The sequence below is a fragment of the Blautia sp. AF14-40 genome, from assembly GCF_003479665.1.
Taxonomy (GTDB): Bacteria; Bacillota; Clostridia; order Lachnospirales; family Lachnospiraceae; genus Fusicatenibacter; species Fusicatenibacter saccharivorans.
This window is the reverse complement of record NZ_QUHK01000014.1, coordinates 35,368-60,636: the sequence shown is the minus strand read 5'-3', so window position 1 is coordinate 60,636 and position 25,269 is coordinate 35,368. Positions and strand designations below refer to the sequence as shown.

The 25,269-nt window shown below is 47.4% G+C and carries 28 protein-coding genes and 1 riboswitch; of the genes, 1 reads left to right on the top strand and 27 read right to left on the bottom strand.

Going from position 1 to position 25,269, the window contains the following annotated elements:
* Positions 1 to 58: 58 nt before the first annotated feature.
* The 18 genes from DWW13_RS11275 to DWW13_RS11185 all read right to left on the bottom strand — a co-directional run bounded on the left by DWW13_RS11275 (position 59) and on the right by DWW13_RS11185 (position 14,467).
* Positions 59 to 1,090, bottom strand: coding sequence for a sensor histidine kinase (locus tag DWW13_RS11275; RefSeq protein WP_117440198.1), 1,032 nt, complete (start codon positions 1,088 to 1,090; stop codon positions 59 to 61).
* Complete coding sequence (locus tag DWW13_RS11270; protein ID WP_118502294.1) at positions 1,087 to 1,779, bottom strand: response regulator transcription factor; 693 nt, start codon at positions 1,777 to 1,779, stop codon at positions 1,087 to 1,089. Before DWW13_RS11270 ends, DWW13_RS11275 begins: the two co-directional genes overlap by 4 nt.
* Positions 1,780 to 2,624: 845 nt before the next feature.
* Positions 2,625 to 3,110: an NUDIX hydrolase gene (locus DWW13_RS11260; RefSeq protein ID WP_223385983.1), complete on the bottom strand. Its 486-nt coding sequence runs from the start codon at positions 3,108 to 3,110 to the stop codon at positions 2,625 to 2,627.
* Between the two features lie 2 nt (positions 3,111 to 3,112).
* Positions 3,113 to 3,769 (bottom strand): HAD family hydrolase, encoded by a 657-nt coding sequence (locus DWW13_RS11255; RefSeq protein WP_004611585.1) that lies wholly within the window; start codon positions 3,767 to 3,769, stop codon positions 3,113 to 3,115.
* A complete protein-coding gene (gene thiE / locus DWW13_RS11250; RefSeq protein ID WP_055200143.1) occupies positions 3,759 to 4,400 on the bottom strand; it encodes a thiamine phosphate synthase in 642 nt (213 codons plus the stop codon). Before thiE ends, DWW13_RS11255 begins: the two co-directional genes overlap by 11 nt.
* An 11-nt stretch (positions 4,401 to 4,411) precedes the next feature.
* Positions 4,412 to 5,215, bottom strand: a complete 804-nt coding sequence (gene thiD, locus DWW13_RS11245; protein ID WP_055200142.1) for a bifunctional hydroxymethylpyrimidine kinase/phosphomethylpyrimidine kinase — start codon at positions 5,213 to 5,215, stop codon at positions 4,412 to 4,414.
* A complete protein-coding gene (locus DWW13_RS11240; RefSeq protein WP_055200141.1) occupies positions 5,212 to 5,886 on the bottom strand; it encodes a TenA family protein in 675 nt (224 codons plus the stop codon). Before DWW13_RS11240 ends, thiD begins: the two co-directional genes overlap by 4 nt.
* A gap of 224 nt (positions 5,887 to 6,110) precedes the next feature.
* A riboswitch (TPP riboswitch) is annotated at positions 6,111 to 6,210 on the bottom strand.
* A 57-nt stretch (positions 6,211 to 6,267) separates the two neighbouring features.
* Entirely contained in the window at positions 6,268 to 7,677 is a 1,410-nt protein-coding gene (locus DWW13_RS11235) for a relaxase/mobilization nuclease domain-containing protein (RefSeq protein ID WP_118720113.1), read from the bottom strand.
* 88 nt (positions 7,678 to 7,765) lie between these two features.
* A complete protein-coding gene (locus DWW13_RS11230) occupies positions 7,766 to 8,056 on the bottom strand; it encodes a CD1845 family protein (protein WP_005361132.1) in 291 nt (96 codons plus the stop codon).
* A gap of 85 nt (positions 8,057 to 8,141) precedes the next feature.
* On the bottom strand, positions 8,142 to 8,486 hold the full coding sequence (locus DWW13_RS11225; protein ID WP_005361131.1) for a plasmid mobilization protein: 345 nt from the start codon (positions 8,484 to 8,486) through the stop codon (positions 8,142 to 8,144).
* The gene (locus tag DWW13_RS11220; RefSeq protein ID WP_015542941.1) at positions 8,483 to 9,181 is read right to left on the bottom strand and encodes a hypothetical protein; all 699 of its coding nucleotides are present in this window, start codon (positions 9,179 to 9,181) and stop codon (positions 8,483 to 8,485) included. Before DWW13_RS11220 ends, DWW13_RS11225 begins: the two co-directional genes overlap by 4 nt.
* Positions 9,181 to 10,101, bottom strand: coding sequence for a DUF4316 domain-containing protein (locus tag DWW13_RS11215; protein WP_118502290.1), 921 nt, complete (start codon positions 10,099 to 10,101; stop codon positions 9,181 to 9,183). The genes DWW13_RS11220 and DWW13_RS11215 overlap by 1 nt, the downstream gene beginning before the upstream one ends.
* Before the next feature lie 13 nt (positions 10,102 to 10,114).
* Entirely contained in the window at positions 10,115 to 10,708 is a 594-nt protein-coding gene (locus DWW13_RS11210; RefSeq protein WP_438265686.1) for a hypothetical protein, read from the bottom strand.
* Positions 10,709 to 10,900: 192 nt separating this feature from the next.
* The gene (locus DWW13_RS11205; protein ID WP_118502288.1) at positions 10,901 to 11,269 is read right to left on the bottom strand and encodes a cysteine-rich VLP protein; all 369 of its coding nucleotides are present in this window, start codon (positions 11,267 to 11,269) and stop codon (positions 10,901 to 10,903) included.
* Positions 11,270 to 11,274: 5 nt separating this feature from the next.
* Positions 11,275 to 11,658, bottom strand: coding sequence for a hypothetical protein (locus DWW13_RS11200; RefSeq protein WP_025580944.1), 384 nt, complete (start codon positions 11,656 to 11,658; stop codon positions 11,275 to 11,277).
* Complete coding sequence (locus DWW13_RS11195) at positions 11,655 to 13,763, bottom strand: DNA topoisomerase 3 (protein ID WP_118502286.1); 2,109 nt, start codon at positions 13,761 to 13,763, stop codon at positions 11,655 to 11,657. The genes DWW13_RS11200 and DWW13_RS11195 overlap by 4 nt, the downstream gene beginning before the upstream one ends.
* Before the next feature lie 3 nt (positions 13,764 to 13,766).
* Positions 13,767 to 13,892 (bottom strand): DUF3789 domain-containing protein, encoded by a 126-nt coding sequence (locus DWW13_RS11190; protein ID WP_117514294.1) that lies wholly within the window; start codon positions 13,890 to 13,892, stop codon positions 13,767 to 13,769.
* A gap of 65 nt (positions 13,893 to 13,957) precedes the next feature.
* On the bottom strand, positions 13,958 to 14,467 hold the full coding sequence (locus tag DWW13_RS11185; protein ID WP_118502284.1) for an SLOG family protein: 510 nt from the start codon (positions 14,465 to 14,467) through the stop codon (positions 13,958 to 13,960).
* Positions 14,468 to 14,616: 149 nt separating this feature from the next.
* On the opposite strand from DWW13_RS11185, the gene DWW13_RS11180 reads away from it, so the two are divergent.
* Positions 14,617 to 14,931 (top strand): helix-turn-helix domain-containing protein, encoded by a 315-nt coding sequence (locus DWW13_RS11180; protein WP_005361112.1) that lies wholly within the window; start codon positions 14,617 to 14,619, stop codon positions 14,929 to 14,931.
* A 119-nt stretch (positions 14,932 to 15,050) separates the two neighbouring features.
* On the opposite strand, the gene DWW13_RS11175 is transcribed toward DWW13_RS11180, so the two are convergent.
* From DWW13_RS11175 to DWW13_RS11135, 9 genes are all read right to left on the bottom strand, one after another.
* A complete protein-coding gene (locus DWW13_RS11175; protein WP_005361111.1) occupies positions 15,051 to 15,464 on the bottom strand; it encodes a dUTP diphosphatase in 414 nt (137 codons plus the stop codon).
* Positions 15,461 to 16,228 (bottom strand): FAD-dependent thymidylate synthase, encoded by a 768-nt coding sequence (locus tag DWW13_RS11170; RefSeq protein WP_199596375.1) that lies wholly within the window; start codon positions 16,226 to 16,228, stop codon positions 15,461 to 15,463. Before DWW13_RS11170 ends, DWW13_RS11175 begins: the two co-directional genes overlap by 4 nt.
* Positions 16,224 to 16,541, bottom strand: a complete 318-nt coding sequence (locus tag DWW13_RS11165; RefSeq protein WP_040446694.1) for a hypothetical protein — start codon at positions 16,539 to 16,541, stop codon at positions 16,224 to 16,226. The genes DWW13_RS11170 and DWW13_RS11165 overlap by 5 nt, the downstream gene beginning before the upstream one ends.
* Positions 16,542 to 16,624: 83 nt before the next feature.
* The gene (locus tag DWW13_RS11160) at positions 16,625 to 17,623 is read right to left on the bottom strand and encodes a nucleotidyl transferase AbiEii/AbiGii toxin family protein (RefSeq protein WP_055158508.1); all 999 of its coding nucleotides are present in this window, start codon (positions 17,621 to 17,623) and stop codon (positions 16,625 to 16,627) included.
* Positions 17,620 to 18,237, bottom strand: a complete 618-nt coding sequence (locus DWW13_RS11155; protein WP_055158509.1) for a DUF6088 family protein — start codon at positions 18,235 to 18,237, stop codon at positions 17,620 to 17,622. The genes DWW13_RS11160 and DWW13_RS11155 overlap by 4 nt, the downstream gene beginning before the upstream one ends.
* A 181-nt stretch (positions 18,238 to 18,418) precedes the next feature.
* A complete protein-coding gene (locus DWW13_RS11150; RefSeq protein WP_015542949.1) occupies positions 18,419 to 18,901 on the bottom strand; it encodes a hypothetical protein in 483 nt (160 codons plus the stop codon).
* 62 nt (positions 18,902 to 18,963) lie between these two features.
* A complete protein-coding gene (gene srtB, locus DWW13_RS11145) occupies positions 18,964 to 23,874 on the bottom strand; it encodes a class B sortase (protein ID WP_118502282.1) in 4,911 nt (1,636 codons plus the stop codon).
* Between the two features lie 39 nt (positions 23,875 to 23,913).
* Positions 23,914 to 25,026 carry a DUF4366 domain-containing protein gene (locus DWW13_RS11140; RefSeq protein WP_117468867.1) on the bottom strand — a complete coding sequence of 371 codons (1,113 nt, stop codon included), beginning with the start codon at positions 25,024 to 25,026 and terminating at the stop codon, positions 23,914 to 23,916.
* On the bottom strand, positions 25,016 to 25,261 hold the full coding sequence (locus DWW13_RS11135) for a DUF4315 family protein (protein WP_025577937.1): 246 nt from the start codon (positions 25,259 to 25,261) through the stop codon (positions 25,016 to 25,018). Before DWW13_RS11135 ends, DWW13_RS11140 begins: the two co-directional genes overlap by 11 nt.
* Between the last annotated feature and the right edge of the window lie 8 nt (positions 25,262 to 25,269).

Here is a 25,269-nt window from a genome sequence, read left to right as displayed (position 1 = left end):
GCTCGGACATTTCAAAAAAATTTACGGCGGGCAGCCGGAAATGGCCGTCCGCCGCGTTCTATTTTGTAGGCAGCATAATGGAAAATTCCGAACCCTTGCCCGGCTCCGAAACCACTTTGATATAGCCGCCCTGCCGCGTTACGATCTCGCGGGCCAGATACAGTCCAATACCCACACCTTGCTGTTCGTGTACTTCTTCCTCACGATAGAAGCGCCGGAAGATGGCGGCCTGATTGCTTTCGGAAATGCCCTTGCCAGTGTCGGTCACTTTGATCTCCACATACATTTCCCACAGCACCACCGACACAGCGATTTTCCCGCCCGCCGGGGTGTACTTCACCGCATTGTCCAGCAGGTTAAAGAGGGCTTCGGATGTCCACTTGCTGTCATGGGAAACAGTCAAATCCTCCGGGCAGTCCACGGACACGGCGATTTCCTTTTTCTCCGCTGCATACACGATTCCACTCATGGCCTGTGCCACGGTATCAAAAAGGCGGCCCGGTTTCTTATCCAACTGGATTACGCCCGTTTCCAGCCGGGAGGTTTTCACAAGAGCCTGAAAGAGAAAGTCCAGCTTATCCGTCTGGCTGCGGATTCCCCGGATAAAGTCGGTGCGCTCCGCCTCGGTCATAGGCTTTTCCAGCAGGGTGTCCGTCGCCATTTTCAGATTGCTTACCGGCGTTTTTACCTGATGGGAAATATCTGATACAAGGGTCTGTAACTCCTGTCGTTCCTCGTCCACCCGGCGGCGGTTCTCCTGCATGATCTGATAAAGCCTTGCCAGCCGGTGTCCAATTCTGGCAAGCTGGGTTTCGCTGTCCTCCGGGCGCTGAGGCGCTTCATTCCCGGCGATCATGTGGTCTAAGGTCTGGCACAGGTCAGCGGTAAACTGCGACAGCCGCTTTCCAAACGCCTGCGTCAGTACAAAAATCCCCACAAGAGCGCACAGCAGCAGCGCCCCGCCCGTCAGCAGCACCGCAATCTGTTTTGTCACAAAAAACAGGACTATGGTGATCCCGGACATGAAGAGGACAAGCCCCATTGCTACCCGGCCAAACAGCCGCTTTACCGAGAGGTTTTGAAACTTCATTTTGCCTCGCCTCCCGTCCATTGATAGCCCATGCCGTAAACAGTTTTGATGTAGGGCGCGCCGCCGTCGGATTCGATCTTACTCCGAATCCGGCTGATGGAGGTTGTCAGGGTGTGTTCGTCCACATACTTCTCGTCTATATCCCACAGCTTTTCCAAAAGCTGCCCACGGGTCAGCACTTGCCGGGGATTTTTGCGGAACAGGTTCAGCATTTTGTACTCCATCGGGGATAGGGTCAGGGGCTTGCCGTTTAAGGAAGCCGTCTGCTCCGAGAAGTCCAGAAACAGCCGCCCGTCGTCGTAAATGTCCTTGGCCGGTTTGTGGTGTTCCAGCATGGCGAACATGGCTTTGATTTTTCGCTGCAAGGCCCCGATCACAAAGGGCTTTGTGATGTAGTCCACCGCGCCCACCTCATAGCCCCGTATCTGGTCGCTCTCCTGATCGTTGGCGGTCAGGAAAATCACAATGGTGTCCGGGTGCTGGGGCTTTATCAGTTTGCACAGCTCAAAACCGTTGCCGTCCGGCAGGTTGATGTCCAGCAGCACTAAGTCAAATTCCCGCTGGCGTATGGCTTCGGCTGCGGTTCTGGCGTTTAGGGCAGAAGTCACGCCGTAGCCGTCTGCGGTCAGGTTATAGGCCACCATCTTATTCAAAAAACTGTCGTCCTCGACAATTAAAATCTGCTTCATATCCTCACTTCCTTTGCTTTTTGTAGATAGTATAACAGGCAAATGTCCGCGAAATGTTACAGCGGACAAAAAATTTTAATTTTTTGCATTTCTCTGTTATAGCAGTTCAAAATAACAACTCTATTATAGGCAGTTATCAAAGGTTTATCAATGCGGCAACTGTAAACAGATCCTCTGCCAAAAACTCTTAAAACTACTGGCAAGCAATGCAATCTTACGTAAGATTGCGTATTTAGCAGAAATCCCGTTTCCGGAATTCCTGCTAATGCTTGTTGGTGACATATCCCCAAACCCCTGAGATCATTGCCGGTGGCAATGGCTGCGCGTTCCGTTGGAACGCTGAAAACCAAAAGCAGACAAATCTTATTGACGGGATTTTTCTGTGCTGCGCTGCGGTTGTGGTGGGGAAGAAATCTCTAATAGATATTCCACATTGGCCCGAACATTATGAAGTTCTTTCATATCATTTTTGGCCTGCTTATAGGCAGAATAGGCTTTCCGTTTTTGTTCCAGAAGATCGGTGTATTCCTCTCGGAGAGATTTGACAGAGGGGAGCTTTTTGATTCCCAGTTCGTCAAAATGATTCTTCGCTGTCTGGTGCAGTAAGATTTCCGCCTCATGTGCAACACGGAATTAAAAGGCTGAGCGCCAGCGGAAAAGATACCTCCTGTCTACGCATTTAGGGCGTTAAAAGTCCACGGAAATCAAGGGTTTTTCCGCATGGCCGGCAGGCAGGTGGATAAAGTTATCCTGTTCCCTGCAAAACGGGGTTCTAAATGCGGGAAAAAGGACAAAAAAGAAGCGCCAGATGCAGAGGCTTTGATACCTATGCGCCCGGCGCTTTTTCAGCCTATTAGCTGATCTACATAGGTAATTAGAGGGTGCAGATGTTTCAGGCGAAACATCTCAAATAACTTATCTGGATTTACCCATTGAACATCCACAACTTCTGTTTCCTGTAAACGCATTTCTTCAATCTTTATGTCCTTATGAAATAGCCAAACATCGTAAAAATCCTGCACATTTTCCCGTCTGCTCTGATAAATCAATTTTTCACTTCCGGGAGTAAGCAGTATTCCTAATTCTTCTTTTACCTCTCGGATTGCTCCTTGTAAACTGGTTTCCCCGGAAAGTACAGAACCACCCGTACATTCCCAATAAAGAGGGTATTGCTTTTTCGGATGCCGCTGTGATAAAAGATACTGCCCCTGCTGGTTGACGATCCATACACTCACAGATAAATGATACAGCCCTTTGGGTATGATTTCTCCACGGCACACTGTTATTCCAGACTTTTCCCGTTTTGCATTATATAAATCCCATTTTTCCATTTTCATACCTCTTTGTGTGGGATCGGTGCTTGCCGAAAATCAAGTAAGTAAATATCCGCAATCCTTTCTATTTCTGTACGCTGATCTGCGGAATACTTATCATAAATCCCGCCTGCTAACATACGGGCTGCCTTTGCGCTTTTAATTGCTGGAAGCACATCATCAAACACAATACAGTGTTCAGGTGCAACCCCTAATTTTCTTGCGGCCAATTCAAAGACATCCGAATATTCTTTTCCCCGCTGAACCTCATCTGTTGAACATAGAGCGTCAAATAATTCTAAAATAGAATTGTTCTTTAAGCATGGAATATAGAGCTTTTCCGGCAACCCCGTAGCAACTGCAAGTTTTATTCCATGTTCTTTTAAGCGCAGAAGATAATCAAGGGCATGGGGCAGCAGACCGACATGGTTACTGTATTCCTCGACCGCCATATTATTCCATTCCTCAATAATTCCCTCTACCGTTTCTTGCAATCCCAAAAGATCAATGGTATATTGTGCGGCTTCCTCAAAACTCCTTGCACATATTTCAGTTACATAATTTTCCGGGACAGGAAGATTTCTCTTTTTCAAAAACTGAATATCTATATGCTCCCATACATCCATTGAATCCAGAATTGTTCCATCTAAATCAAAGATTGCCGCATTAAAATCCATGTTTCTTTTCCTTTCCGCAAAATAAATCTTTCAGTTCCGCAGCAGCAGCTTTTATATCGGACTGCGCTATGATGGCAGATACAACAGCCAGCCCGTCAATTCCCATGGGCTTGAAACGCCCTGTATTTCCTTTATTGATACCGCCAATAACAACGATCGGCAAAGAAACGGCTGTGCGGATTTTCTGTAATTCCTCCATTGATACAGAATCAGCGTCGGTTTTAGTTCCAGTAGGGAACATTGCGCCAACTCCCAAATAATCTGCACCATCCTGTTGTGCCTGTATTGCTTCTGCAATGGAAGATGCAGATACTCCCAACAGCATATTTTCCCCAATTACTTTGCGGACGGCAGCCGCAGGTAAATCATGCTGTCCAATATGTACCCCCGTAGCCTGCACAGCCATTGCAATATCTATCCGGTCGTTTATGATAAGGGGAATATGGTATTTATCCGTAACCTGTTTCACGGCAACAGCCTGATTGTAAAATTCTAATGAGGACAATTCTTTTTCTCGGAGTTGTATCATTGTGCAGCCTCCTAAAATTGCCTGTTCTACCGCTTCTGTCAGGCTATCGCAGCTCATTAGTTGACGATCAGTAACAAGATAAAGTGTATAATCAAAGTTCATTTTGCACCTGCCTATTCTTTAGATAAACCATGCTGATACAATTCGTAGAAATGGTGCGTCGGGCCACAGCCTTTTCCAATCGCAAGAGAGTGTTCGATTGCCATTGTGACATAAGCCTTTGCAGATTCGACTGCAAGCGGAACACTTTTTCCCTTTGCAAGCTGGGAAGCGATTGCAGAAGAAAAGGTACAGCCTGTCCCATGAGTATTTTTCGTATCAATGCGGGATGTTTCAAAATGGTAGAAATTTTCTCCATTAAATAGGACATCAACAGCATTTCCTATATGATGTCCACCCTTGACAACAATCGCCTTACAACCCATGGCATATATTTTTCTTGCGGCAGCCTCCATATCTGAAACTGTGGAAATCTGCATATCTGCTATTTTCTCTGCCTCTGGAATATTCGGAGTAAGTACATCGGCCAGTGGAATTACTGTGTCTATCAAGGTGGAAACCGCCGTAGGATTCATCAATGGGCAGCCATTTTTGGCATACATAACCGGGTCGATTACGACATTTTGGGGCTTATATTGTAATAGTTTCTTTGCCACCGCTTTCATACATTCTGGTGTAGAAAGCATACCGATTTTTACTGCGTCCACTTCAATATCTTCAAATACGGCGTCAATCTGTTTTTCAATCATATCCGGGGTAATATCTTGGATGTCGATAACACGGCTGGTGTTCTCTGCAACAACAGAAACAATAACACTCATTCCAAATACACCGTGAGCAGAAAAAGTTTTCAAATCAGCCTGAATACCTGCACCTCCGCTGCAATCTGATCCGGCAATGGACAATACTTTTTTCATTTTGCATTTTCCTCCATTCTCTCGTTCCGATAGGCCATCTTCCAAAAAGCAAGCTCTAACAAACTTGCTTTTTCAAAAATATCAGCCAGATACTTTTTATTTGCTACTGATAACCCGGCACATTTATGCTCTGCAAAAGCAGACCATTCTTTGCAGCTTTCTGCATATTGTTCATCCGCATAATCTTTGATAAAGTCCCAATATCTTGACTGTCTGCTTGTAGGAACAGCCGCCAATTTGCGGAATATATAGCTGTAACTTAGCATACAGGGAAGAACCGCCATTAAAATTTCTTCATTCTTTCCATGTGACGCAATCTCAAACATGAAATCAATGTAATTTTGATTTTCAGGCAGAGGAGCGATCAGTTCAATATCATTATCCGTCATGCAAAACTGCTTTAGATAATCCAGACGCACTTCTGATTCCGTATCATTTACAAAATTCAGCATGGAATAGTAAAGCTGAATTTCTCTTAATGTATCAGCATGAAAAATTGCCTTGCCGTATATACGGGCATAGTTTTTCAGATAGATACTATCCTGAATCATATATCTCTTGAACTTTTCAAGAGGTAGCTTTCCAGTTTGCACTTCCTGCACAAATGGGGTAGCTGCACATTCTTCCCAAATGGGGATGTTGCGGGTTAAAATGTCTTTCATAAATGCCATGTTTGTTCCTCCTGAAATAAAAAAATAGAGCCTCTAAAACAATTAGAAGCTCTTTCAGACGCAATACGAGCGTAAGAAATTGCTTCCCTACGCCGGTATTAGCCGACAGGTCCAGAGGTCAGGTCTTACCTTTTTCAACTTGTTCAGTTCCCTCGCAAACACATATCATATCTTATTCAATTAAAAAAGGACATTCCCAAAACAGAGAATGTCCAAAAAATACGAATCTGTATTCTTTAGCTCCCTGCGTTGGTATTAGCCAACAGGTTCAAAGGGTCAGGTTTTAACCTTCTCAACTACAAGGTAGTCCCCCTGCTTGAGTATTATTATAGTTAAGAAGTCCCGGAAAGTCAAGGTCTATAGAATTCAAGTTAGCAAACCTTATTGACGGGATTTTTCTGTGCTGCGCTGCGGTTGTGGTGGGGAAGAAATCTCTAATAGGTATTCCACATTGGCCCGAACATTATGAAGTTCTTTCATATCATTTTTGGCCTGCTTATAGGCAGAATAGGCTTTCCGTTTTTGTTCCAGAAGATCGGTGTATTCCTCCCGGAGAGATTTAACAGAGGGGAGCTTTTGGATTCCTAGCTCGTCAAAATGATTCTTTGCCGCCTGGTGCAGCAGAATTTCAGCCTCATGTACTATTCGGTATTTTTTGCTGTACCCGGCTTTGCGATATTCTACATAGACAGCCCGCGTTTTCGCATAGTTTACGATCTGCTTTTGTAGCTCGGCATTGGCGTTCATTCTTGACTCTAAATCTTTAATTTGAACGGATAAGGTATTGAAATTAGTGGTAGCGGCGTTGGCTTTTTCCAGAAGATCCTCATAACCCATATCGCCATGTTCTTTTAAGTAGAGCACTGCCTGGGAAAGCTGTTTTAAGTTGAACACTTTTGCCCAACGCTCATAACCGGGACCTTTGCCGGAACGGATTGCAGCCTCTATATCTACCAGCAATCCAACTTTGGAAACCGGTTTTTTTGAAAAAGTATGGTGGGATTTTACTGTCCGTGTACCGGCAATTCGTTCTTTGATGGCCTGTTCTGTATAATCGCCTTTGAGCGTATCGCATCGGGTATAATTTTCTTGTCCCGGAACTCGGAACCGAAGATGTTTTCTTTCACGGTTAACTTCAATCCCGGCAGCCTCCAGCTTCTTTAGAAGTTCCTCAAAATCTTTTGGCATTTCCTCTAATGCAGCATCAATAGCAATACGTATCTGCTCCTGAAAGGAAGGCTGCTTTTTATTTCCCAGCCATGTGCCATAATGCTCCCGGCTGGGTTTCGGATTTTCAACAATCGAAAGTCCATGCTCCAAACACAGCTTGTCATTCATTCGCCGGATTGCCCAGGTAGAGCCCCAGAAGTTGCGAAATTTTTTCTGACAGTCCAGTGTAGTAGAGTTGATAATGATGTGATTATGGACATGGTGCTTATCTACATGGGTACAGACGACAAAGGCATGTTTTCCTTTTGTGAGTTTTAGCGCCAGCTCCCTGCCGATCTGATTAGCTTCTTCTGGCGTAACTTCGCCGGGCTTAAATGCCTGACGGAGATGGTAGGCGATCACATCATCCGCCCCCTGGTTTCTGCCGGTCAGATTTGCATACTGTCGTTTGGACAGAAGAAACTCTGCATCAGCAAGCCGGGTATCACACTCATAGCCATAAATGAATTTTCCAAAATCGGTTTTCTGCGGATTTTCTACATAATCAATAATATCTGAGATCGCAGTAGAGATATTCCGACCTTTTCCTACATGCAGAGGCATCAGTCTTGTGGTCGCTATTTTCGTCACCTCCTTAACTTAATTCCAATCAGAGAAGTTATAATTGCAGAAAAAGAGCGGGGCTGCCTATGCGCCCCGCCAAATCTGCTTAACCAAATATAAAATCCTTTAAGGCACTGTTTGCCCCGCCAATGATCCCTACCAGCCATGCAGCCGCCAGAGGCAGACCGTATGGACTGATAAGAAAGGCGATCATAAGCCATGCAAGACCCGGCAAAAATCCTGCGACAAAGAACAGCACCAATGCCGCCAGAAAGATGATCCCAGAAAGAATCCCAAGTACCGCACCGGAAAGAACCACTAAAAATTTACATACCAGATAAAGAATCCCCGTAACCAGCATAAAGGGAAGTGCCAGTAATTTACCTATCAAACGCATACGCTTTGCCTCCTTTCAGAAGGGCATCTGCCCTTATAAAAATTTTACCGTGACGGCAAAAAGAAAGCAACGGCTTTCCGGCTGTTTATGAAATGTTTGCAAATCCCCGGATCAGTTTGTCCATGCCATCCCAAAGGCTGTCCAGACGGGTGCGGATGTCATCTATATCTGCGGCATAAATATTGCCGGTCTCATTGGCCCGTCTGGTATATTGGTTTAAGTTATTGGAACAAATGCGGAGAAGCCGGATCATTTCCTGAATATCTCCCATATCAAGGTGAATGATGTAACCGTCTACGGCCATCTTTCGCAGATATGCCGACAGGTTGGTAATGCCAAGTTCCGCCATGCGTTCTTTTACCAGTTCGGCCTCCGGTTCGGACATGACAAATTCGACGCGGACGGATTTTTTGTTATGCCCGCCCTTCATCGTTCCAACCCTCTTTTATGAGATGAGACCTCCTGTGTTGAAACCACCGTCTTTGCTCTTTTGAGTTTTTCCCGCAGGGTGGTCTTTTCCAGCTTATCAAGATATTCCTCCAGATTTCCGGCTGTCGCATGATAGCTGCGTTTGAAGCGTTCCCGTTTTAGAATCATCATCAGCTCCGGCTCATTTTCCGGCAGATAAGTCATTGTTTTAGGGGCTCCATGCTCTGGCATAAACCGGTTCATAAGCTGTCTCCGTTCCTGATAGGGAATCGTGATAACATTTCCATCCGCAAATGCAACGGCTACATTTCCGATTGGACAGGTCAGCTTTTTCATCCGTTCCACATGTTCTCTATAATTTAGCGGATAGAGATTGCCAAATATTTTTCCGTCCCTGACTTCTTTCAAAGAGATGGCATAAGCCAAAACGGGATCATTTGTCTGTTCCTGGTAAAACCGCCACACTTTATTTTCATGGCTTCCATCCAGATAAACTTCCCGTTCGCGCAGGGTATAGGTTCCGCAAGGGCGTGACATCCAAAGAAGCTGTTTATCCTCTGAACGGTCTGACACAGCCAGTTTTGAAATCAGTTCCTTATCCAGGTCAAAGTCCTCTTTATAATGTTGGGTATGAAGATCTACGATACGGGAAAGAGCACCCAAAAGATCTACATCCTCAAATCTTACCCCGGCCATCAGCGTTCCCTTTCCGGCACAGGAGGGATCATCTGCCTTGCTTCATGCTCCGGTTTGTCTGCTTTCAAACGGTCCATCAAAGACGGCTTTGCTTCCGGCACCAGCTCCCGGATTTCTTCATCCGTCTGTCCGTCTGTCAGATCCGGGCGCACAGGAGGTTCGTTGTTCAGCCTGCCATCCAGCATATTGTAGTTCCCGGTTTGTCCTTCCTCATAAAGTTCCGCATTGCGAAGATAACTTTCCGGCGCCTGAAACGGCTGTCCGGCAAACAGAATTTCTCTTTGGGTGGTAAACTGTGCAAGGACCCCATTTTGCAGTCTCGCAAATTCTTCATACTGGCGCAAGGTAAGCCCTCGTTCCAACATTTCCGTCTGGGTATGCGCCCAGCCTTCTCCATAAAGAAAATAATACATATCGGGCTGATCACAGACAAAACACAGGGAACCGTCCTGATTGTCATAGTAAGATGGCTGCATATCCTGGTAATGGCAACGTTCCTCACGCCCCAAATACACACGGTTGTCCGCACCCAGCATAGCGACCATACCCGCGTAATTACTATGGACCGCAGAGCGGATTTCTACCAGCGGATCTGTTTGAGAAGGAATCTGTCGGCCCGGAATCTCGTTTTGTTTTTCCGCTGCATCATTTCTTGGTATTACTTCTTCATGGCTGCGCGCATCCAGTTCCGGTTGAGATGTTCCTTTCCGAACAGCGCCGGGTTCCGGTTCTTTTTCTTTCACATAGTATCGGACATTTGCTGTCGTATGCTCGTTGGCTTCCTTTGCATAGTTTTCAGCGTCGGCTTTGCTATCAAACTCCAACGGTTTTCCATTTTCCTTGCACCTGCTTTGTGCCGGTCCGAAAATAGAAGTGCTGCTTCGTACTGCCCATACACCATAGGTCCGTTTCCTTTCCATTTCGCATCCCTCCTTATCGTTCCTGCTGTTTGGAAGTTTGTTGCTTTTTTACTGGGTCTGCCGGTTTTGTTGCCTTTAGCTGCTGACGGAGAGAATTCTTATGCTCCGGTTCGGAATCTGTGATGTTGACATATTCGCCAATGATACAGAGCGCTTCTCCATAACTGCCGGAAACAAATACCCGATCAGACATTTCTTTTGCCTGTTCTTTCAAACCATGCTCCCGCAAAGTACGGGAAGCAATACCCAGCAGATTAAAAATGTTCCCATCTGCTCCGATCAGCGGACAATCCGGTTTATCTGCCAACGCTTCCGGTGTTTCTATAAATCCGCCTAAATAATTCGGCACAAAGTCCGACAGCCATGTGCCGCCATAGACTTCATGGGTCTGTAAACGCCACAGGGCAAGTTTTCCTATATCCAGTTTCACATCATCAAACGGGTAAAGCAGACAGGTCAGTTCGCCGTGCTGAAAAGCAGCCACATTCTCAAACTGACAGCCATCTTTCAATATGCCTGCTTTTGTCAGCATTTCATTGATCCCGTCCACCCACTCTGTCAGATCCCCGCCACAGCCCTGTAAAATCAGTCCTTCCTTATCCGGCATGCGGCGAAGGTCCTCCGCGGTAATCGTGTTGATATTCAAAAAATCGCCTCCTATCGTTTTTGTTAAAATATATGTTTTGTCTGCAACTTAACCTCATTTCAAAGCACCGGAGTATTCTTATACAGCTCCCTTGAAAACAGGTGCAAAAAGCCCTTGAAAATCAAGGACTTTTAAGGCTAAGTTGCGGACATATCATGGTTGGTTTTGCCGCTTCCGGCGTTTGCGTTCCCGCTCGGATTTCCGTCTTGCATAGACCCGGCAGGCAGCGGAACAATATGCCTGGCTGGTTGTAGGAAGATATGCCTTTCCACACACAGGGCATATTTTCTGTCTCATGGAGGTGTCCTCGCCGGTAATGGCTGATTCCAGTGCTGCATCCACCGGCAGCACCGCTTTTTCAAAGTACCTGCAATAAGCACCGGTCCACCATTTATTCAGCATGTAACAAGGGCTGTCCAGAGGAAGGCAGATCTTATCCTGGGAGTCATAGTTGGCGCAAAGCTCCGTAACCAGCTTTCGGATCGCAGCCCGCTCCGAGCGGTTCAATTCTCTCTCCGCCATAACGCCTACCTTTCCGGGGCTCTGCTTTGCCGACCGCTGGAAATTTCGGTTGTATCAGTAACATTCCTGGGCTGTGAAAGGGCATCGGCGATAGAGTTCCGCTTTTTCTGTTTTGGTTCATGGTAAATAAAAAGTTCATTTTTTCCTGGTACATACAACAATCCATTTTCTTCGCAGCGGAAAATATCACATTCTTTGTCTGTTGAAACGGTATAAAAGTCTTTGTAATCATAAGGTGCTTTTTGCCGATCCTGATAGGTACACAGCCCTAAGTTGGGGTCACTTGCCAGCCGTTTCGATATGGCGAAAAAGTCGCCTTCTTTTTTGTGAAATTTTCGTATGGGCGTGAAGTGATAACCGCCATATTCAAAGGTTTTTCGATCGCTCATTTACGCCTGCCTTTCTTTGCTGGAAATTCCAGCTTGAAATTCACATATTTACCGCCGGTATCATCCAGAATCACTTCCGCATCATAGGTCCTTCCTGTTTTTTCACTGTAAAGCCCGGACATAGAAATGCGGCCCTCTTTCAAAAGAGCCGCTGCCACAGACTTTGTGATAGATTTTTTCTTGCTGGAAAAGAAACGGTTATCTTTCCAAAGAGCAAAAGAACATTCCCTGTTGCCGCAGAAAAAACCTTTCTTTCCTTCAAATACCGGGGCACCGCAGCGGGGACATACCCCCACGGCTTCGTGTGCAGTTCCTTTGGAAGAAGGAAACAGATCCGCAAAACGTTCTTCCGGGGTAGTATGTTCTTTTACCAGCGTCCGGCTCATATCTGCAATCTGATCCATAAAAGATGTTGCCGACAGTTCGCCATGTTCCACTTGTTTCAGCATGGATTCCCATTCTGCAGTTAAGATGGGAGATTTGATATTGTCCGGCAGGACTGCGATCAGGTTCTTTCCTTTTTCCGTAGGAATGAGCTGCTTTTTCTTTCGCTGTACAAATCCGGCAGAAACCAGCTTTTCCAGTGTTGCCGCACGGGTAGCCGGAGTACCCAATCCTTTACGCTCGGCATCTTCCGGCATATCTTCCGCACCGGCAGTCTCCATAGCGGACAGCAGTGTGTCCTCCGTATAGTGTTTCGGCGGTGAAGTTTTCCCTTCACGGAGACTTGCTGATACAGCTTCAAAAGTCTGTCCTTCCTGCAGCACAGGGAGAGCGACAGCTTCATTTTCTTTGTGTTCCGTTTCACTCTGCCTGATACTCATACGGTGAATCCGTTCCACCTCTTTCCAGCCGGACTGTAAAATAGTCTTTCCTTTTGCCGTAAAAGTATATCCCTGGCAGTCCAATATAGCGGTGACCGCTTCAAATCGGTGTACCTGCGTTGTGGCACAAAGCAGTCTGACGGCAAGCAGGGTAAGCACATCCCGCTCCCCGGAAGGAAGCTCTGACAGGTCTGTCCGTGCGATTTCCACAGTTGGGATAATGGCATGGTGGTCAGTCACTTTGCTGTCATCTGTTACCCGGTCAATGTCCGGCTCTCCGGCGTAGCCTTTTCCAAAGGTCATATTGTCACGCAGCCACAGGATCAGGGAAGCGGCGGTTGCCTGCATGTCCTTCGTCAAATACTGGCTGTCCGTTCTCGGATAGGTTGCCAGCTTCTTTTCATAGAGAGATTGCACATAATCAAGGGTCTGTTGAGCCGTATAGCCATAAATACGGTTACATTCCCTTTGCAGAGTTGTAAGGTCATAAAGGCGGGGAGGCTGTATAGTTTTTACCTGCTTTTCCACAGAACGCACAAAAGCGGAGTTGTGGTCACAGTCCATACGGATTTTTTCAGCCTCGGATCGTTCCGTCATTTTTTCGCCGGAAGCAGTAAAACCTCCGCAGGTGATTTCCGGCACATAAAAAGGCTTACTGATGAAGGATTCAATATCCGACTCACGCTGTACCAAAAGTGCCAGTGTCGGTGACATAACACGGCCGACATTTAGGGTGACACCATACAGGACAGAAAAAAGCCGGGTGGCATTGATCCCGATCAGCCAGTCGGCTCCTGCCCGGCAGACCGCCGCATCATAGAGCTTATCGTAATCACTGCCGGGGTGGAGATGGTCAAAGCCCTCACGGATCGCCGCATCCTCCATACTGGAAATCCAAAGGCGCTCCATAGGCTTTTTACATCCGGCATATTCATAGACCAGACGGAAGATCAGTTCTCCTTCTCGTCCGGCATCCGTAGCGCATACCACGGAATCCACCCGTTTGTCCTTCATCAATCGGCACAAAAGGGCAAGCTGCGTTTTCTTATCCTTTGGCACTTCATATTTCCAGTTTTCCGGTAGGATCGGAAGATCCTCATACCGCCATTTGGCGTACTGTTCTTTGTAAGCCTCCGGCTGTGCCAGTTCCAAAAGATGTCCCACGCACCAGCTCACCAGATAGCCGGAACCTTCGAGATAACCGTCTTTTCTTTCCGTTGCGCCTAATACTGCTGCCAGTGACATAGCAACAGAGGGCTTTTCTGCAATCACAAGTTTCAATTTTTATTCCTCCTTCATAGTTTCAAATTCTTTATCCGCAAGTTTTCCGGTTTGCATAAGACACATCAGCATAACGCCGGAAACTATCCCTCCGGCAAAGGTAAGGAAATGTAAGATCAGGTTCCACATAAGCATTCCTCCTAAAAATGGGTAAAGAAAAACGCCCACTTCAAAGTGAGCGCATCAACAGGTATCTATTTTGTTTTTGGTTTCAAGTGATCCGGCAGGACGATTTCTCCAACTGGGATTTCCCGCAGTTCCTTCTTCATCCGATGGGTAAAGCGGATCGTCTTTGCTGTACCTCCGGTTTCCCGTCCGTCATATACAGCGATCACTCGGTCGGAGTGTTCCACCATATAACGATTTCTGTGGGAGTAGACGCTTGGGAGATATTTTTCCTGTATCACAACAACATCCGCACAAGCCTCCAGCAGTTCACGGGTTCTTGTTTTCTTATTTAGGCTGTCCAGACGCTTGCGGTAAGGGATCACTGCGATCAGCTCCAGTGCCGGGGTGGTCTGCTTTCTTTCCAGCACCAGCTCCACAAAATACTGGTCTACGCCATCTGCAAAACCGCTCATAAAACAGGTGAACCCATCTGTAACAGCAGCATCGATCTCATGTGCCAAAGCGGCTTTTATTTTGTTGATCTCATTCTGCGGTAAATCCCTGTGTCCGGTAACACAGCAAGTTTTTCCTTTCATCGGTCATCCCTCCATCTGATAGGTAAAATTCTTCACTTTTCATATAGTAATAGATTTAATTTAGCAAGTCAACGATAATACCCTTTTTCCTTTTGCGGATAATAAAGGGGCGTGAGGTACAATCTATTACAGAATGGGAGGTGAAGGCGATGTATGAAGATTTTGTCCCGGAACGATTAGCGAAGCTGCGGACACAAAAAGGAGTTTCCGCACGCGATATGTCTTTATCGTTAGGTCAGGCAAACAACTACATCAATAATATTGAGAATAAAAAGTCACTTCCCGCTATGCAGTCTTTTTTCTACATCTGCGAATATCTGGGTGTGACACCGCAGGAATTCTTTGATGAAGGAAATACCTACCCGGAAACCTTAAAGGAATTCATTGCAGAGGCAAGACAGCTTGATCCTCAATCCATGCAATATATCCTCGGTATTATGAAAGAACTCAATAGCAGAAAGTAAGCGGTCACGGTAATGGCCGCTTTTTTCGTGACTTTCTTTATTATATTTTATAATGTTCTCGAAATGTCCGCTCCCTATACCGATAAGTATTCAAAAACTGTTCTCCAAACAGCCTTTTTCTATTCGCCGGTACTGCCAAAGCTGCCGGTTCCTCGTTCTGTTCCCAGATCGGTTACAAAATCCGCAATGACGATCGGCGTGATCACAAGCTGCCCGATACGGGCTCCCTTAAAAAGAGACTGCGCCTGATTGCTTACATTGCTGATGATCGCATGGATCTCTCCACGGTAGCCGGAATCCACAGGCGGCAGTTCACAGACCAGACCTTTTACCGCCATGCTGGTACGGGGAAAGATATATCCCGCATATCCATCCGGTATTTCCAGTCCAAAACCCAAAGGAATTTTGGCGATTTCTCCGGGCTGTAAGGTACAGTCATAGGGCAGATAAACATCCGCTCCGGCATCATTGCCATGCGGACGGTAAGGACGCTGGTGCTCCGGTACGCCAAAGTCGATCAGTTTTATTTTCATCGGCAGTCTCCTTCCCAAAGAGCAGGATAATCTTTTTCCAAAATATCCTCTGGCGTCATATTTGCCTGCAGTTTTCGTCCGCAGGTCATTTTCCCTTCCAGACATCGATCCATCTGACAAAAAGGCCCGGTCAGTGATGGGGCAAACAAAGTAGGGCTTAGTTCATAAAGTTCTTTCCAGACCTTTAGCAGCACGATCCTTGTTTCATCTGTATTTCTCCGGCATACCCGCTGGCTGATGATATGTTTCCACTGATAAGGGGTGGCGCTGATGAGCAGTACATTCCGCAATCCCTGGGGCGTGGCATAGCCGGCCGCATCGTGCCCGCTTCCGGCAGTGCACAGGGCTTCATAACATTTCATGCTTTCATTACAGCTTTTTAAGTACAGTTCCCGTACCACTGCCGGAGCCGTCATAATAGAATACGGGACAGCGAAATCCGCCTGTCCCGTATAGTTGCTGTACTGCAGCGATGCACTCATAAATTTTACTTCGTTCTGGTGGCGGGTGATCTGCGCCAGAAAACGCCTGCTGGCGCCGACAATGGCTACCGTGATCACCGCAAATTTCTGGATGGTAGGATGGGGAAGCGCCCCCATAGCTGCTACTGTCTGAACGCTGAATGATTTTTCGTAGAGCTCCATCAGGTCGTCCATTGAGGCAATCTTATGTCCCTGCTGGGTAAGTCTTGCCGCAAAGACCATGTTTTTTTCTGCTTCCGCTACCGCCTGGCAGTTCAAAATTTTTACTTCAATCTGTTTAATTGGTATGTCCCTCCTTTACAATCGCTTTCAGTAAGAACAGATAGTTAAGACTGTCTGTGATCTTTTCGTCCCATGTGTCCATCGGATAAACTGTTTCCTCGGCAAAGCACATATCGTATAGAGAAACAATATGCTTTGCCAGCATACCGGCAAGGGCACGCTGGGGCGTTGTGTGCTGTAAAGCTGCCGCTGCCTTAAATGCACCCAGCCGGTCCGGATCATCCCCGGTGTATTCTTTGGTTTTCCGTTTCAAGGTATCAGCACAGAGCCGCACCTGTTCGTCAAAAACGGCATTGACTTCATTTTGCGTAATATAGCATCCCTCCTTTGAAAACAAGAAACCGGCTATTCTAAAGCATCTTAGAATAGCCGGCAAATAAATGGATATGTAATTGTTTATAGTGTATTGATCTCTTTTTCCAGTTCCTGGACCGCTGCTATGACTGTCTCAAATGTCGGAATATCCCCATACAACATATCCTGCATAGAGTTATAGTCCGTTTCCAATGCTGCGAACCGATATTCCGGCGGGAGTAATTTTAATGTGCCCGGCACAGCCTCCGGGTACTTCGCCCATGCTCTGGGATAGAATTTCATTTTGAAATCTACAACTTTCTTCAGGAGATCCAGCCTGGAAAAAGCAGCTTCTTTGACCGGTGTTGCAGCCATGCGGTAGAGATCATAATAATGTCTGGAATACCGCTGCGGCATTTCCAAATGTTCCGGTCTGTTCGCTTCATGGTGCAGGATTGTGGCTTTTTCCCAGAAGGTCCGTTCCGGGGCAACGGTAAGGATTGCGGTTTCTTTTTGCTCAAAAATCTTCGGATAATATTTTGCCGCGTATGGTTCGATCAGCGCTGTTTTTGCAGGAGTCCACGCTGCCAGCGCACCAATCTCTAAACGGATCACCTGTAAAGTCGCCGTATTCGTAAAAAGGTGCGGATAGGCGAAAATGACCGTCTGTTTATCCTTTTCATCTATGTAGACATTTGCTTCACAACCGATTTCCTGGGATAAGCCGGCTTTGACTGCCGGGCAGAATGTTTCGGACAGAAATACCTCTGCACGCACATTGGCTTCTTTGTTAAAAGCATCCTGTTTTGTATTGGAACGTTTCTCCCATGGTTCATCTTTGCCATATCCCAATACACGCCAGTCCAGAATCAAATCAATATCTTCTGAAAACCGGCTGATCAGGTGAAAGGCTTTTGAAAGGCTGGTACCACCCTTAAAGGTGATGGACTCTTTCCATGGTGAGCGGTGAAATAAATAATCCAGCGTAAAACATACCCAAAAGTCTTTTTCCACGATGGCATCATTCAGCCCCATTTTATCTGCTGTATTTCTGAACAGCTCCCTGCGGTCGTTATCTGAAAGTCTTGCTATATTTCTCATTGTACCTTTTCACCTCCACAAATCTGCCGTATCGTATCGTAAACCCAATCCGTAGACTCGGTTGCTTCCTTCAAACAAGCCTGTTTATCCTTGTCTGTCAGTTTTTCGGAAAGCATCTGTATGACTTCTGGCGTAACATTCGATCTGCCAAGCGTTTTTAATGCCTGTATAACCAAACTTGTCATATAGGACAATCCGGTAATCTCCTTATTGGTCCGGTGCTTAAATTCCAGCTTTGTAGAGTTCCACTCGTAGGTCTTATATGGACCATCGCTGATATAGGACCATACTGCTGTTACCTGTGTTGAAAGACCTAACAGGTTCAATGCTGTATTCCCACATGGGGCAATCGTCCAGTGATAACTTCGTGCCAATGCGTTCGCCACCGCTTCCGGGTCTGCCGCCACATATTCATCCAGAAGTTTGCTATATTTTGGTTTTTCATAAACTCCTTTCAAAATACGGCGCAATGTTCCTGATTGCACTAAACGGCTTAAACTTTGACGAATAGTGGATGTATCTGCAATATCCGCAAAATCAGACATCACAAAAACAGTTCCATCTTCAAGAGAAAGAACACGCTCTCGTATTCGTTTTGTATATCCGTTGTCCACAATACCGCCTCCCTTCATGTCACGAATATTATATATTATTCGTGACATGATTGCAATAGGTCCTATTCCTCTTATTTTGAGTGTTCCCATTAAAAATCTGATTTATACATCAAAAATCAAAAATTTTGCAAGGCAGTACAGTTTTCATATATGTCACATATTTTATATATTATTCGTGACATCAGGCAGTTGGCAGGTAGATCCAGTCGTGCATCAGGCACACGCTGGGTTCATCCTCCCTGGGAACCAGACGGTAGGTACATTCCCCATAGACCGTGCGTTTGTCCTCGATCTCCATGCCATAGGCTTTATAAAAGCGGTATTCCAGATTGGAGATAATACAGCGCAGGGTTTGCAGAGCCTCCCTTTGAGCTGATACGATCAGGTCACGGTCGATGCTGCGCTTCAAAAACAGCAGCGATTTGTAAAGCTGTACCTCTGTGCGGTAAGGGCGGCAGTCTTTCGTTTCCAGCCATCCGCAAAAAGCGACCGGTCCGCTCTGGATCACACTGCGGTCCGGGTGATAATACTCATAGCAGTCCAGGTTTGCCGTATTCAGAAGATAGAGCATTTCCCGGACTTCATTTTCCGGCATGTCGTAAAACCGCAAAAGCGAGCGGTAAAGATGGACATAGCCGGGAATGGAAATCATGGTATTTACCATAAAATAAAATCCTCCTTGTAAACAGCAGGTGCGGGAGCTTTTGCCCCCGCACCGTCTAAAATCTATATTTCGTTATCTACTTTCACGAGTTTTCCCATGACAAGAAAGCGTCCTGTGCCGCCCGGCGTACAGGTAGAAAGGGTCAGTACCTTATCGCTGCAGGTCACAGTCACATCACTTTCCACCGCAGAACGTTCCTTCATAGCTGTAAGCCAGGTAGTATAAGCACCGTCATCCTTCCAGGAAAGCTGCCAGGGAGAAGTTTTACTGCCGGATTCTTCCGGTTTTGCTGCAAATGCCGTAAAGATCTCCATGACATAACCCCCCTTCGGAGTAACGAGATACATCTGCCTGTGAGTATCAAAGTAACTTTGTTCATCGTACCGGTTCAGCAAGGCAAACATGGAACCATCCCGCATATTATGACCGTAAATGATCGTATTGCGGTCTGAAAAATCTGCCCGGTTTTCATAGTCGGCAAACAGGCAGCCAACCTTGTTATAGGTCCCGTCATAAAGATGGTTCAGGTAATACTCGTTGTTGTCGGTCTGCGTCACCGGATAATTGAGCACCGTATCAGGAAGAGAAAGCCATCCGATGATGTCCGGTCCATTTTCACGGAGCGTTTCAAAGTCTACCGAAGGCAGGACAATATCGGTATCGTCCCGTTTTGGTTCTGTCGGATCGGGTGCCGACTCCGGGGAAGCTGTCTGCTCCGGCACTTCCACATATCCGGCAAGATCTCGATAGGCATCTTTACTCTCAGCATACTGGTTCAAGTCACGGAACACCAAAAAACCGCTGCCAAGAGCCACCAGAACGCAGAGTGAAAGGACAGAAACCCCGACAGCCGTTCTTTTCAGGGAAGTCCTGCTGTATTTTCCCTTTTTGAAATAATACACAGCAAATACGCTGCCGCCGATCAGTGCGGCTGCCAGCAGTCCGCCATACAGGAAAATATACGGATCATCCCCGGTCTGCGGTACCGGCTTTTGAGGGGTGGAAGGATTGGAGGGAACAGAAGGCTTTTCCGGGTTCTTTGGGTTATCCGGCTTTTCCGGTTTTTCATTAAAGAACTGGACCGTAGATGTCTGATCTGCCTTGATCTCCACCGTAGCGGCATCAGGAATGATGTAATCCTTGCTTGCCCGGTTTGCAACTTCTGTTACGGTATAAATACCGACACGAAGGCCCTTAACTTCAATCACGCCGGATTTTGGAGTGGTGAATGTCTCGCAGTAGGAGCCGTCCGCACTCTTAACCTCGATGGCAAAACCATCTTTGCGCCCGTCGCTGGAATCCTTTGTGATCTTTAAGTTGCCGCGGTAAGCCTCATTGGTAAATCCGTGCCCGGCTTCTCCATTTTCCACAACTGCGACCTGTCCATCTTCTGTGATGGAAAAATAGTAAGCGTTTGAGTCAGGCTGATAGCCCTCCGGCGCTTTGCTTTCTTTGATAAAGTAGCCGCCAGCCAGAAGGTTTTCCGCCGTATGATAGCCTGCATCGGTTTCTTTCAGCGTACCGATCTTTTGATCGTCAGGATCATATTCCTGGTTGGCGTTGGAATCCGCATACAGGTCGAACACTGCACCGGGCAGGAAGCGCAGGAAAGAATTCTTGTCTTTCTTATCCTCCTTTTCCACAGGGGACGGTTCCTCCACAGCTTCGGTTTTAGTTACCTGCACACTGCCGCGGATCAGGGTGTTTTCCACACGGATCTCGATATGCTGTCCGTCTGCACCGATATATACATGGTGCTGCTGCGGGCTTACCGTATAAAGGTCAGGGGCAGAGATCTCCTTGACGATCCAGTGTCCGTAAGGAATGTTCTCAAAGGAAAAACTGCCGTCTTTTCCGGTAATAGCAGTAAGCAGCGCATTTTCTTCAGTAAATTCTTCGGTATCAGGTCTAAACAGACCCATGAGCGCACCGGCAAGCGTGACATCCTCGCCGCCTTCCGGGTTTTCCCCGACTTTTACACCGTCTACACGCCCACGGAGAAGTTCATTGGAAACAGCCTCGCCTTCATTGACAAGGATCTGTACCAGGGCGGTTTCCTGACCAGCATACTCAAAGACAACCGGATATTCCTGATTCGAAAGGATATAGGCGCCGTTGGTTGTGCGTTCCTTGACATAATAGCTGCCAAAAGGCAGGTCGGAAGCGAAGGAAGCGCTGTAACCGCCGGATTCCTCAGACGAAACAGAGACCACTTCCAGAAGTCCACCTGCCGGGATTACGCTGCCATCTGCCGCCGTCAGGTCTGCGGAAGCATAAAGTCCAAAGGAAATATCCTTATATTCCTCGTTCATGCCAAGACCGAACAGGTCATCGGTCTCCATTGCCTTGAAAAGTGTGACATCCACTTTCTGGCGTTCGTCATAAAGACCGGCCGCTGTCTGTGTAACCTCTACGGTCTCACCCGCATAGGTCAGTTCCACATATTCCGGTTGAGGATTCAACACACAGCCGGAAGGCGCCTGACGTTCCTCCAGACGATAACGGCCAAGATAGAGAGACCCGCTTTTCGCTGTGCCGTCCTCGCCGGTCGTAAGTGTTTCCACAACCGTATCTTTTTCTGCCCGCAAGGTACCGTCACCGGTATAAATATCTTCATCTGCGATCACATCATAGACCGCTCCAGGAAGTCCGGCAACCTCATATACCGGTTGGTACAGTCCGTCGTTTTCCTGGACAGAAGCAAATACTTCTCCGGTCTTTGTGATGGTAAGCTGGCCTTTCTGCGGCATATTGTACTGAGTGACCGTCACAACCGCCTCGCTGCCGTCAATGGTAAACGGTACCGGCTGATCGGAAAGCACATAGCCATAAGGGGCAGCCACCTCATAAAGTTCATAATCCCCGGCGGCCAAAGGCTCCGGCAGCATCAGCCAGCCCTCGTCAGAAACATAGAAGGTATCCAGTGTTTCCGGGTTCGGATAGTAGACGGTCTGGGTGATAAATTCCCCGGTGGAAAGATCCTTGATCTGAAAACCGGTTCCGGTCACAGGGATAATCTTTCCGGTCTCTGCGTCACATTTTTCAACTTTCAGACGGGCTGTGATGGTGCGGTTGTTCAGGATATAGCTGTAAGTCTTTCCGTCAGAGGAAATGAATACCGTAAAGTCCGGGACAAAGGCTTTGCCTTCCTCGCCTGCGATCTGATGGACCGTATAATGTCCATAAGGAAGCGGTTTACTGGAAGCAAAACCATCCGCATCCGTGGTAAGAAGGTCACGTTCACTTTCCTTTGCCGCGTCATAGCTCCCGGCTGCCTTTAAGTAAACTTCAAAGACTGCGCCTGCTTCCGGGCGTTCGATGATACCAGCATTGGGATCGTCGGTATTTTCGCCCTCAGGCACATCCGGGTCCAGGTCATCGGTGTGCTTGACAAGCTGGATATTTCCGTAAATAACCGTTTCCGTCACCTGATTTTCTGTGGTATTGAGTTCCACTTCATACAGGGAAGGGGATGCACCCACTTCATAAATGGTTTCATTCAGAAGATACCCGGTGCTCGGTTCGATTTCCCGGATCGTCCAGCCATCCCCGCATACATAATAGCGGGTCATAAAGCTGCCATCCGGTCCGGTAGTATAAGTGTCGATCAGTTCGCCATCACGGAAGATCCCATAGGCCGCCCCTGCAAGCGTGGCATCCCCCTGAGCATTTCCGGTGTCAGCATCACTCTTTACCACATGGACGCGAAATTTCTTCAGAATATTGCTGAAATGTACCGAAGAAGTCTGCCCGCTTTCAATGGTCACGTACTGTGCGGAAGGGGTCACATAGCGGTCCACCGGAAGTTCTTTTACCAGATAGGTTCCCGGCAGGAGCTTCTTTTCAATCTGGCCGTTTTCTCCGGTCGTAACTTCCTCATTGACTTCATTTCCCAAAATGTCCGTACCGGAGATATGGAAGGTGATACCGGAAACAATGCCGTCCTCACTGGTCTTGACAAGTTTTGCGGTACCGTAAGTTTCCGTTTTGAATTTTACAAAGAAGGAAACCGGATCGCTGGCGCCGGTCATCATGGTCTGGTAGCCGGGTCTGCCCCAGATCAGCATGTCGTTTGCCACCGGGATATTCTTTCGGAATTCAAACAGCACCGGGTCCATCATCATCTGCCTGCTGGTAAAGGTGTATTCATTTCCGTTTCTTGTCACAGAAACGCCGCTGCCTTTCAAAGCCTCCAGATCGATCTTCAAGTTATTGGTATCTGTGACCGTCAGGGTATAGACCTTTTTTTCAACATCCCATTTCAGTTCCAGTTCCGGTGCTTCGCTTTTCTTAGAAGAAGTAAAGGAAGGGACTGTGGAATGGGAAGCTACCTGTGCCAGAATCCAGTCATAGGCTTTTTCTGCCGGTCGTCCGGCGATCACGCTGAAATACTGGTCGGCGTCTGCGTGGCCGTTTCCGTGGCGGCTGTACGGATCGCTTCTAAGCTGCTGCTGGTATTCCCAGAGGATGATCTGGGTCGCCATCTTATAGTCGTCCTCGTTGATCCCGGAAACAGGGAGCGCCGAACCGGGTTTCCAGCCATAGATTGCAGTCAGGGTGATCCCCCTCCTTGCCTCGGCAGGAAGCAGGTTCAGATATTGGCTGTTGGTCCCGCTTTCCGAAACATAGGTGTTTTCCGAAGTATGGTAAGGAATCCCGCTCTCCACACAGTAAACCTGATGGCTGATCCCGTCAGAATCCGTCAGCATATAATGCCGGTAAGCATTGCCCCCGGAACTGGTGTGTACGTCGATGGTTCCGTCTGCATGGTAGGCAAGATAGGTGTAAGGCGCTGGGGCGCGGTAGTGGTTCCCATCAGAGCCTACATACTGATCGCCCAGCCAGGAGCTTGCTGTCTGTCCGACAGACATGGCAAAAGCCTGAGCCGGAAGAAGCCCCAAAATGCTTGCCATACAGAGCAAAAACGCCAACAGCTTGCGAAAGCCGCGGCGCCTGGTTATGATATGTTCCATGAAAAAATCCTCACTTTCATAAAATCTAAAAGGACAGCCTTATTTGCTGTCCTTGTCGTCAAAATCATCCTCGGAAAGATATTCCGGTTCCCCGTATGCCTCATCCGGGTCAAAGCCTTCGCCATAACCGTCATCCTCAAATTCCGCATCGTCCTCGGCCTGCTGTTTCGGACGCACGATTTTTACATAGTAACCGATCCCGCCGACCGCAAGTAAGGCAGCAAGGATAAACAGGATCGTGCCGACGCTGCCGGTTTCTTTCTTCGGCTTTTCCGGTTCTGCCGGTTTTTCAGTTTCCGCCGGCTTTTCTTTTCCTTTGCAGCCATTTAAGTCATTTTTGCAGACCGGACAGCCGGTATTAACCTTTCCTGCCTCACATTTTTCTGTGCAGTTACAGCTTTCTTCCTGGGGGATCATGCTCATGCTGCCATTGTTCTTTTCTGCAAGTGCCATCAGGTCGGACTCTGTGACGCCGTTTAAGAAGTAGACATTGTTATCTTCCCGTTTCCCGTCGATCACCAGATAAAAGACATTGCCCGCGTCCGTAGTGATGGTGTAAAACTGTTTTTCCCCATCCGTACCGCTGATGTTGTCCTGTACCGTTCCGGTGCCTTCCGGGGTAAATGCACCTTCCGGGATCGCAGAAGTATTTTCCTGCTGTCCGGTACTGTTATCTGAACCGGAAGAATTTCCGCCGCCGGAAGGGGTTGCAGCGTTTGAGCCGGAAGGTTTTTCTTCCTTAGGCGGTTTTGTCTGTGTACCGGACGGACTCTGGGGTGCTGTCGTAGCAGGTTTCTTTTCAGGAGCCGGTTCTTTGTAATACGGATTATCCAGCTTTACCACATCAGAACGGTTACCGGCATAATCTTTTGCGTATATGCTTACCTGTTTTTCTGTTCCGGCATAATCTTTCAGTGCGACCGACGCTTTCCCGTCGGTGAGGGAGTTGATACGGTTTTCATCAACAAAGACCGCCTCCACGCCGGATAGATCGTCACTGCTTTCTATTTTCAGGGCATCGCCCTCCATGGAAGCAGTCAGCGTTGGCGGTGTGGTGTCTTTGGAACCGCCGGCATGAGCCGTTACAGGTAATGCGCTGACACTTACAAGAAGCGTAAGCGCCAGCAGCAGGGAAAGTTTTTTAAGCCTCATGCACATCCTCCTTCTCCTGCGGTAAAACAGTTTCCGAAGGGGCTGCCTGCTGTGATTTCAAAAAATCCGCAAGCTGCTGGGGCGTCAGTTTGAAACTGCGCGCCACCGCTACATAATCGGTATTTTCCAGCTCTGTTTTCTGTTCCTCCAGCTTATGGAGCTTTGCCTGCATTTCCGCAATCTTTGTTTTGGTCTTTTCAATTTCCTTTTCCAGTTTTTCAATTTTAGGATTCAATTTATTAC

Bases quoted from the DNA above. Each gene is read 5' to 3' on its own strand.
- DWW13_RS11275 (WP_117440198.1), bottom strand. From the start codon at position 1,090: ATGAAGTTTCAAAACCTCTCGGTAAAGCGGCTGTTTGGCCGGGTAGCA.
- DWW13_RS11240 (WP_055200141.1), bottom strand. From the start codon at position 5,886: ATGGCATTTATGAAAGACATTTTAACCCGCAACATCCCCATTTGGGAA.
- DWW13_RS11140 (WP_117468867.1), bottom strand. From the start codon at position 25,026: ATGAGGCTTAAAAAACTTTCCCTGCTGCTGGCGCTTACGCTTCTTGTA.
- DWW13_RS11215 (WP_118502290.1), bottom strand. From the start codon at position 10,101: ATGGAAAGGAAACGGACCTATGGTGTATGGGCAGTACGAAGCAGCACT.
- DWW13_RS11185 (WP_118502284.1), bottom strand. From the start codon at position 14,467: ATGAAAGGAAAAACTTGCTGTGTTACCGGACACAGGGATTTACCGCAG.
- DWW13_RS11150 (WP_015542949.1), bottom strand. From the start codon at position 18,901: ATGGTAAATACCATGATTTCCATTCCCGGCTATGTCCATCTTTACCGC.
- DWW13_RS11205 (WP_118502288.1), bottom strand. From the start codon at position 11,269: ATGGCGGAGAGAGAATTGAACCGCTCGGAGCGGGCTGCGATCCGAAAG.
- DWW13_RS11190 (WP_117514294.1), bottom strand. From the start codon at position 13,892: ATGTGGAACCTGATCTTACATTTCCTTACCTTTGCCGGAGGGATAGTT.
- DWW13_RS11175 (WP_005361111.1), bottom strand. From the start codon at position 15,464: ATGAAAATAAAACTGATCGACTTTGGCGTACCGGAGCACCAGCGTCCT.
- DWW13_RS11200 (WP_025580944.1), bottom strand. From the start codon at position 11,658: ATGAGCGATCGAAAAACCTTTGAATATGGCGGTTATCACTTCACGCCC.
- DWW13_RS11160 (WP_055158508.1), bottom strand. From the start codon at position 17,623: ATGAGAAATATAGCAAGACTTTCAGATAACGACCGCAGGGAGCTGTTC.
- srtB (WP_118502282.1), bottom strand. From the start codon at position 23,874: ATGGAACATATCATAACCAGGCGCCGCGGCTTTCGCAAGCTGTTGGCG.
- DWW13_RS11255 (WP_004611585.1), bottom strand. From the start codon at position 3,769: ATGGATTTTAATGCGGCAATCTTTGATTTAGATGGAACAATTCTGGAT.
- DWW13_RS11220 (WP_015542941.1), bottom strand. From the start codon at position 9,181: ATGGCCGGGGTAAGATTTGAGGATGTAGATCTTTTGGGTGCTCTTTCC.
- thiE (WP_055200143.1), bottom strand. From the start codon at position 4,400: ATGAACTTTGATTATACACTTTATCTTGTTACTGATCGTCAACTAATG.
- DWW13_RS11260 (WP_223385983.1), bottom strand. From the start codon at position 3,110: ATGGAAAAATGGGATTTATATAATGCAAAACGGGAAAAGTCTGGAATA.
- DWW13_RS11180 (WP_005361112.1), top strand. From the start codon at position 14,617: ATGTATGAAGATTTTGTCCCGGAACGATTAGCGAAGCTGCGGACACAA.
- DWW13_RS11225 (WP_005361131.1), bottom strand. From the start codon at position 8,486: ATGAAGGGCGGGCATAACAAAAAATCCGTCCGCGTCGAATTTGTCATG.
- thiD (WP_055200142.1), bottom strand. From the start codon at position 5,215: ATGAAAAAAGTATTGTCCATTGCCGGATCAGATTGCAGCGGAGGTGCA.
- DWW13_RS11230 (WP_005361132.1), bottom strand. From the start codon at position 8,056: ATGCGTTTGATAGGTAAATTACTGGCACTTCCCTTTATGCTGGTTACG.
- DWW13_RS11210 (WP_438265686.1), bottom strand. From the start codon at position 10,708: ATGCCGGATAAGGAAGGACTGATTTTACAGGGCTGTGGCGGGGATCTG.
- DWW13_RS11270 (WP_118502294.1), bottom strand. From the start codon at position 1,779: ATGAAGCAGATTTTAATTGTCGAGGACGACAGTTTTTTGAATAAGATG.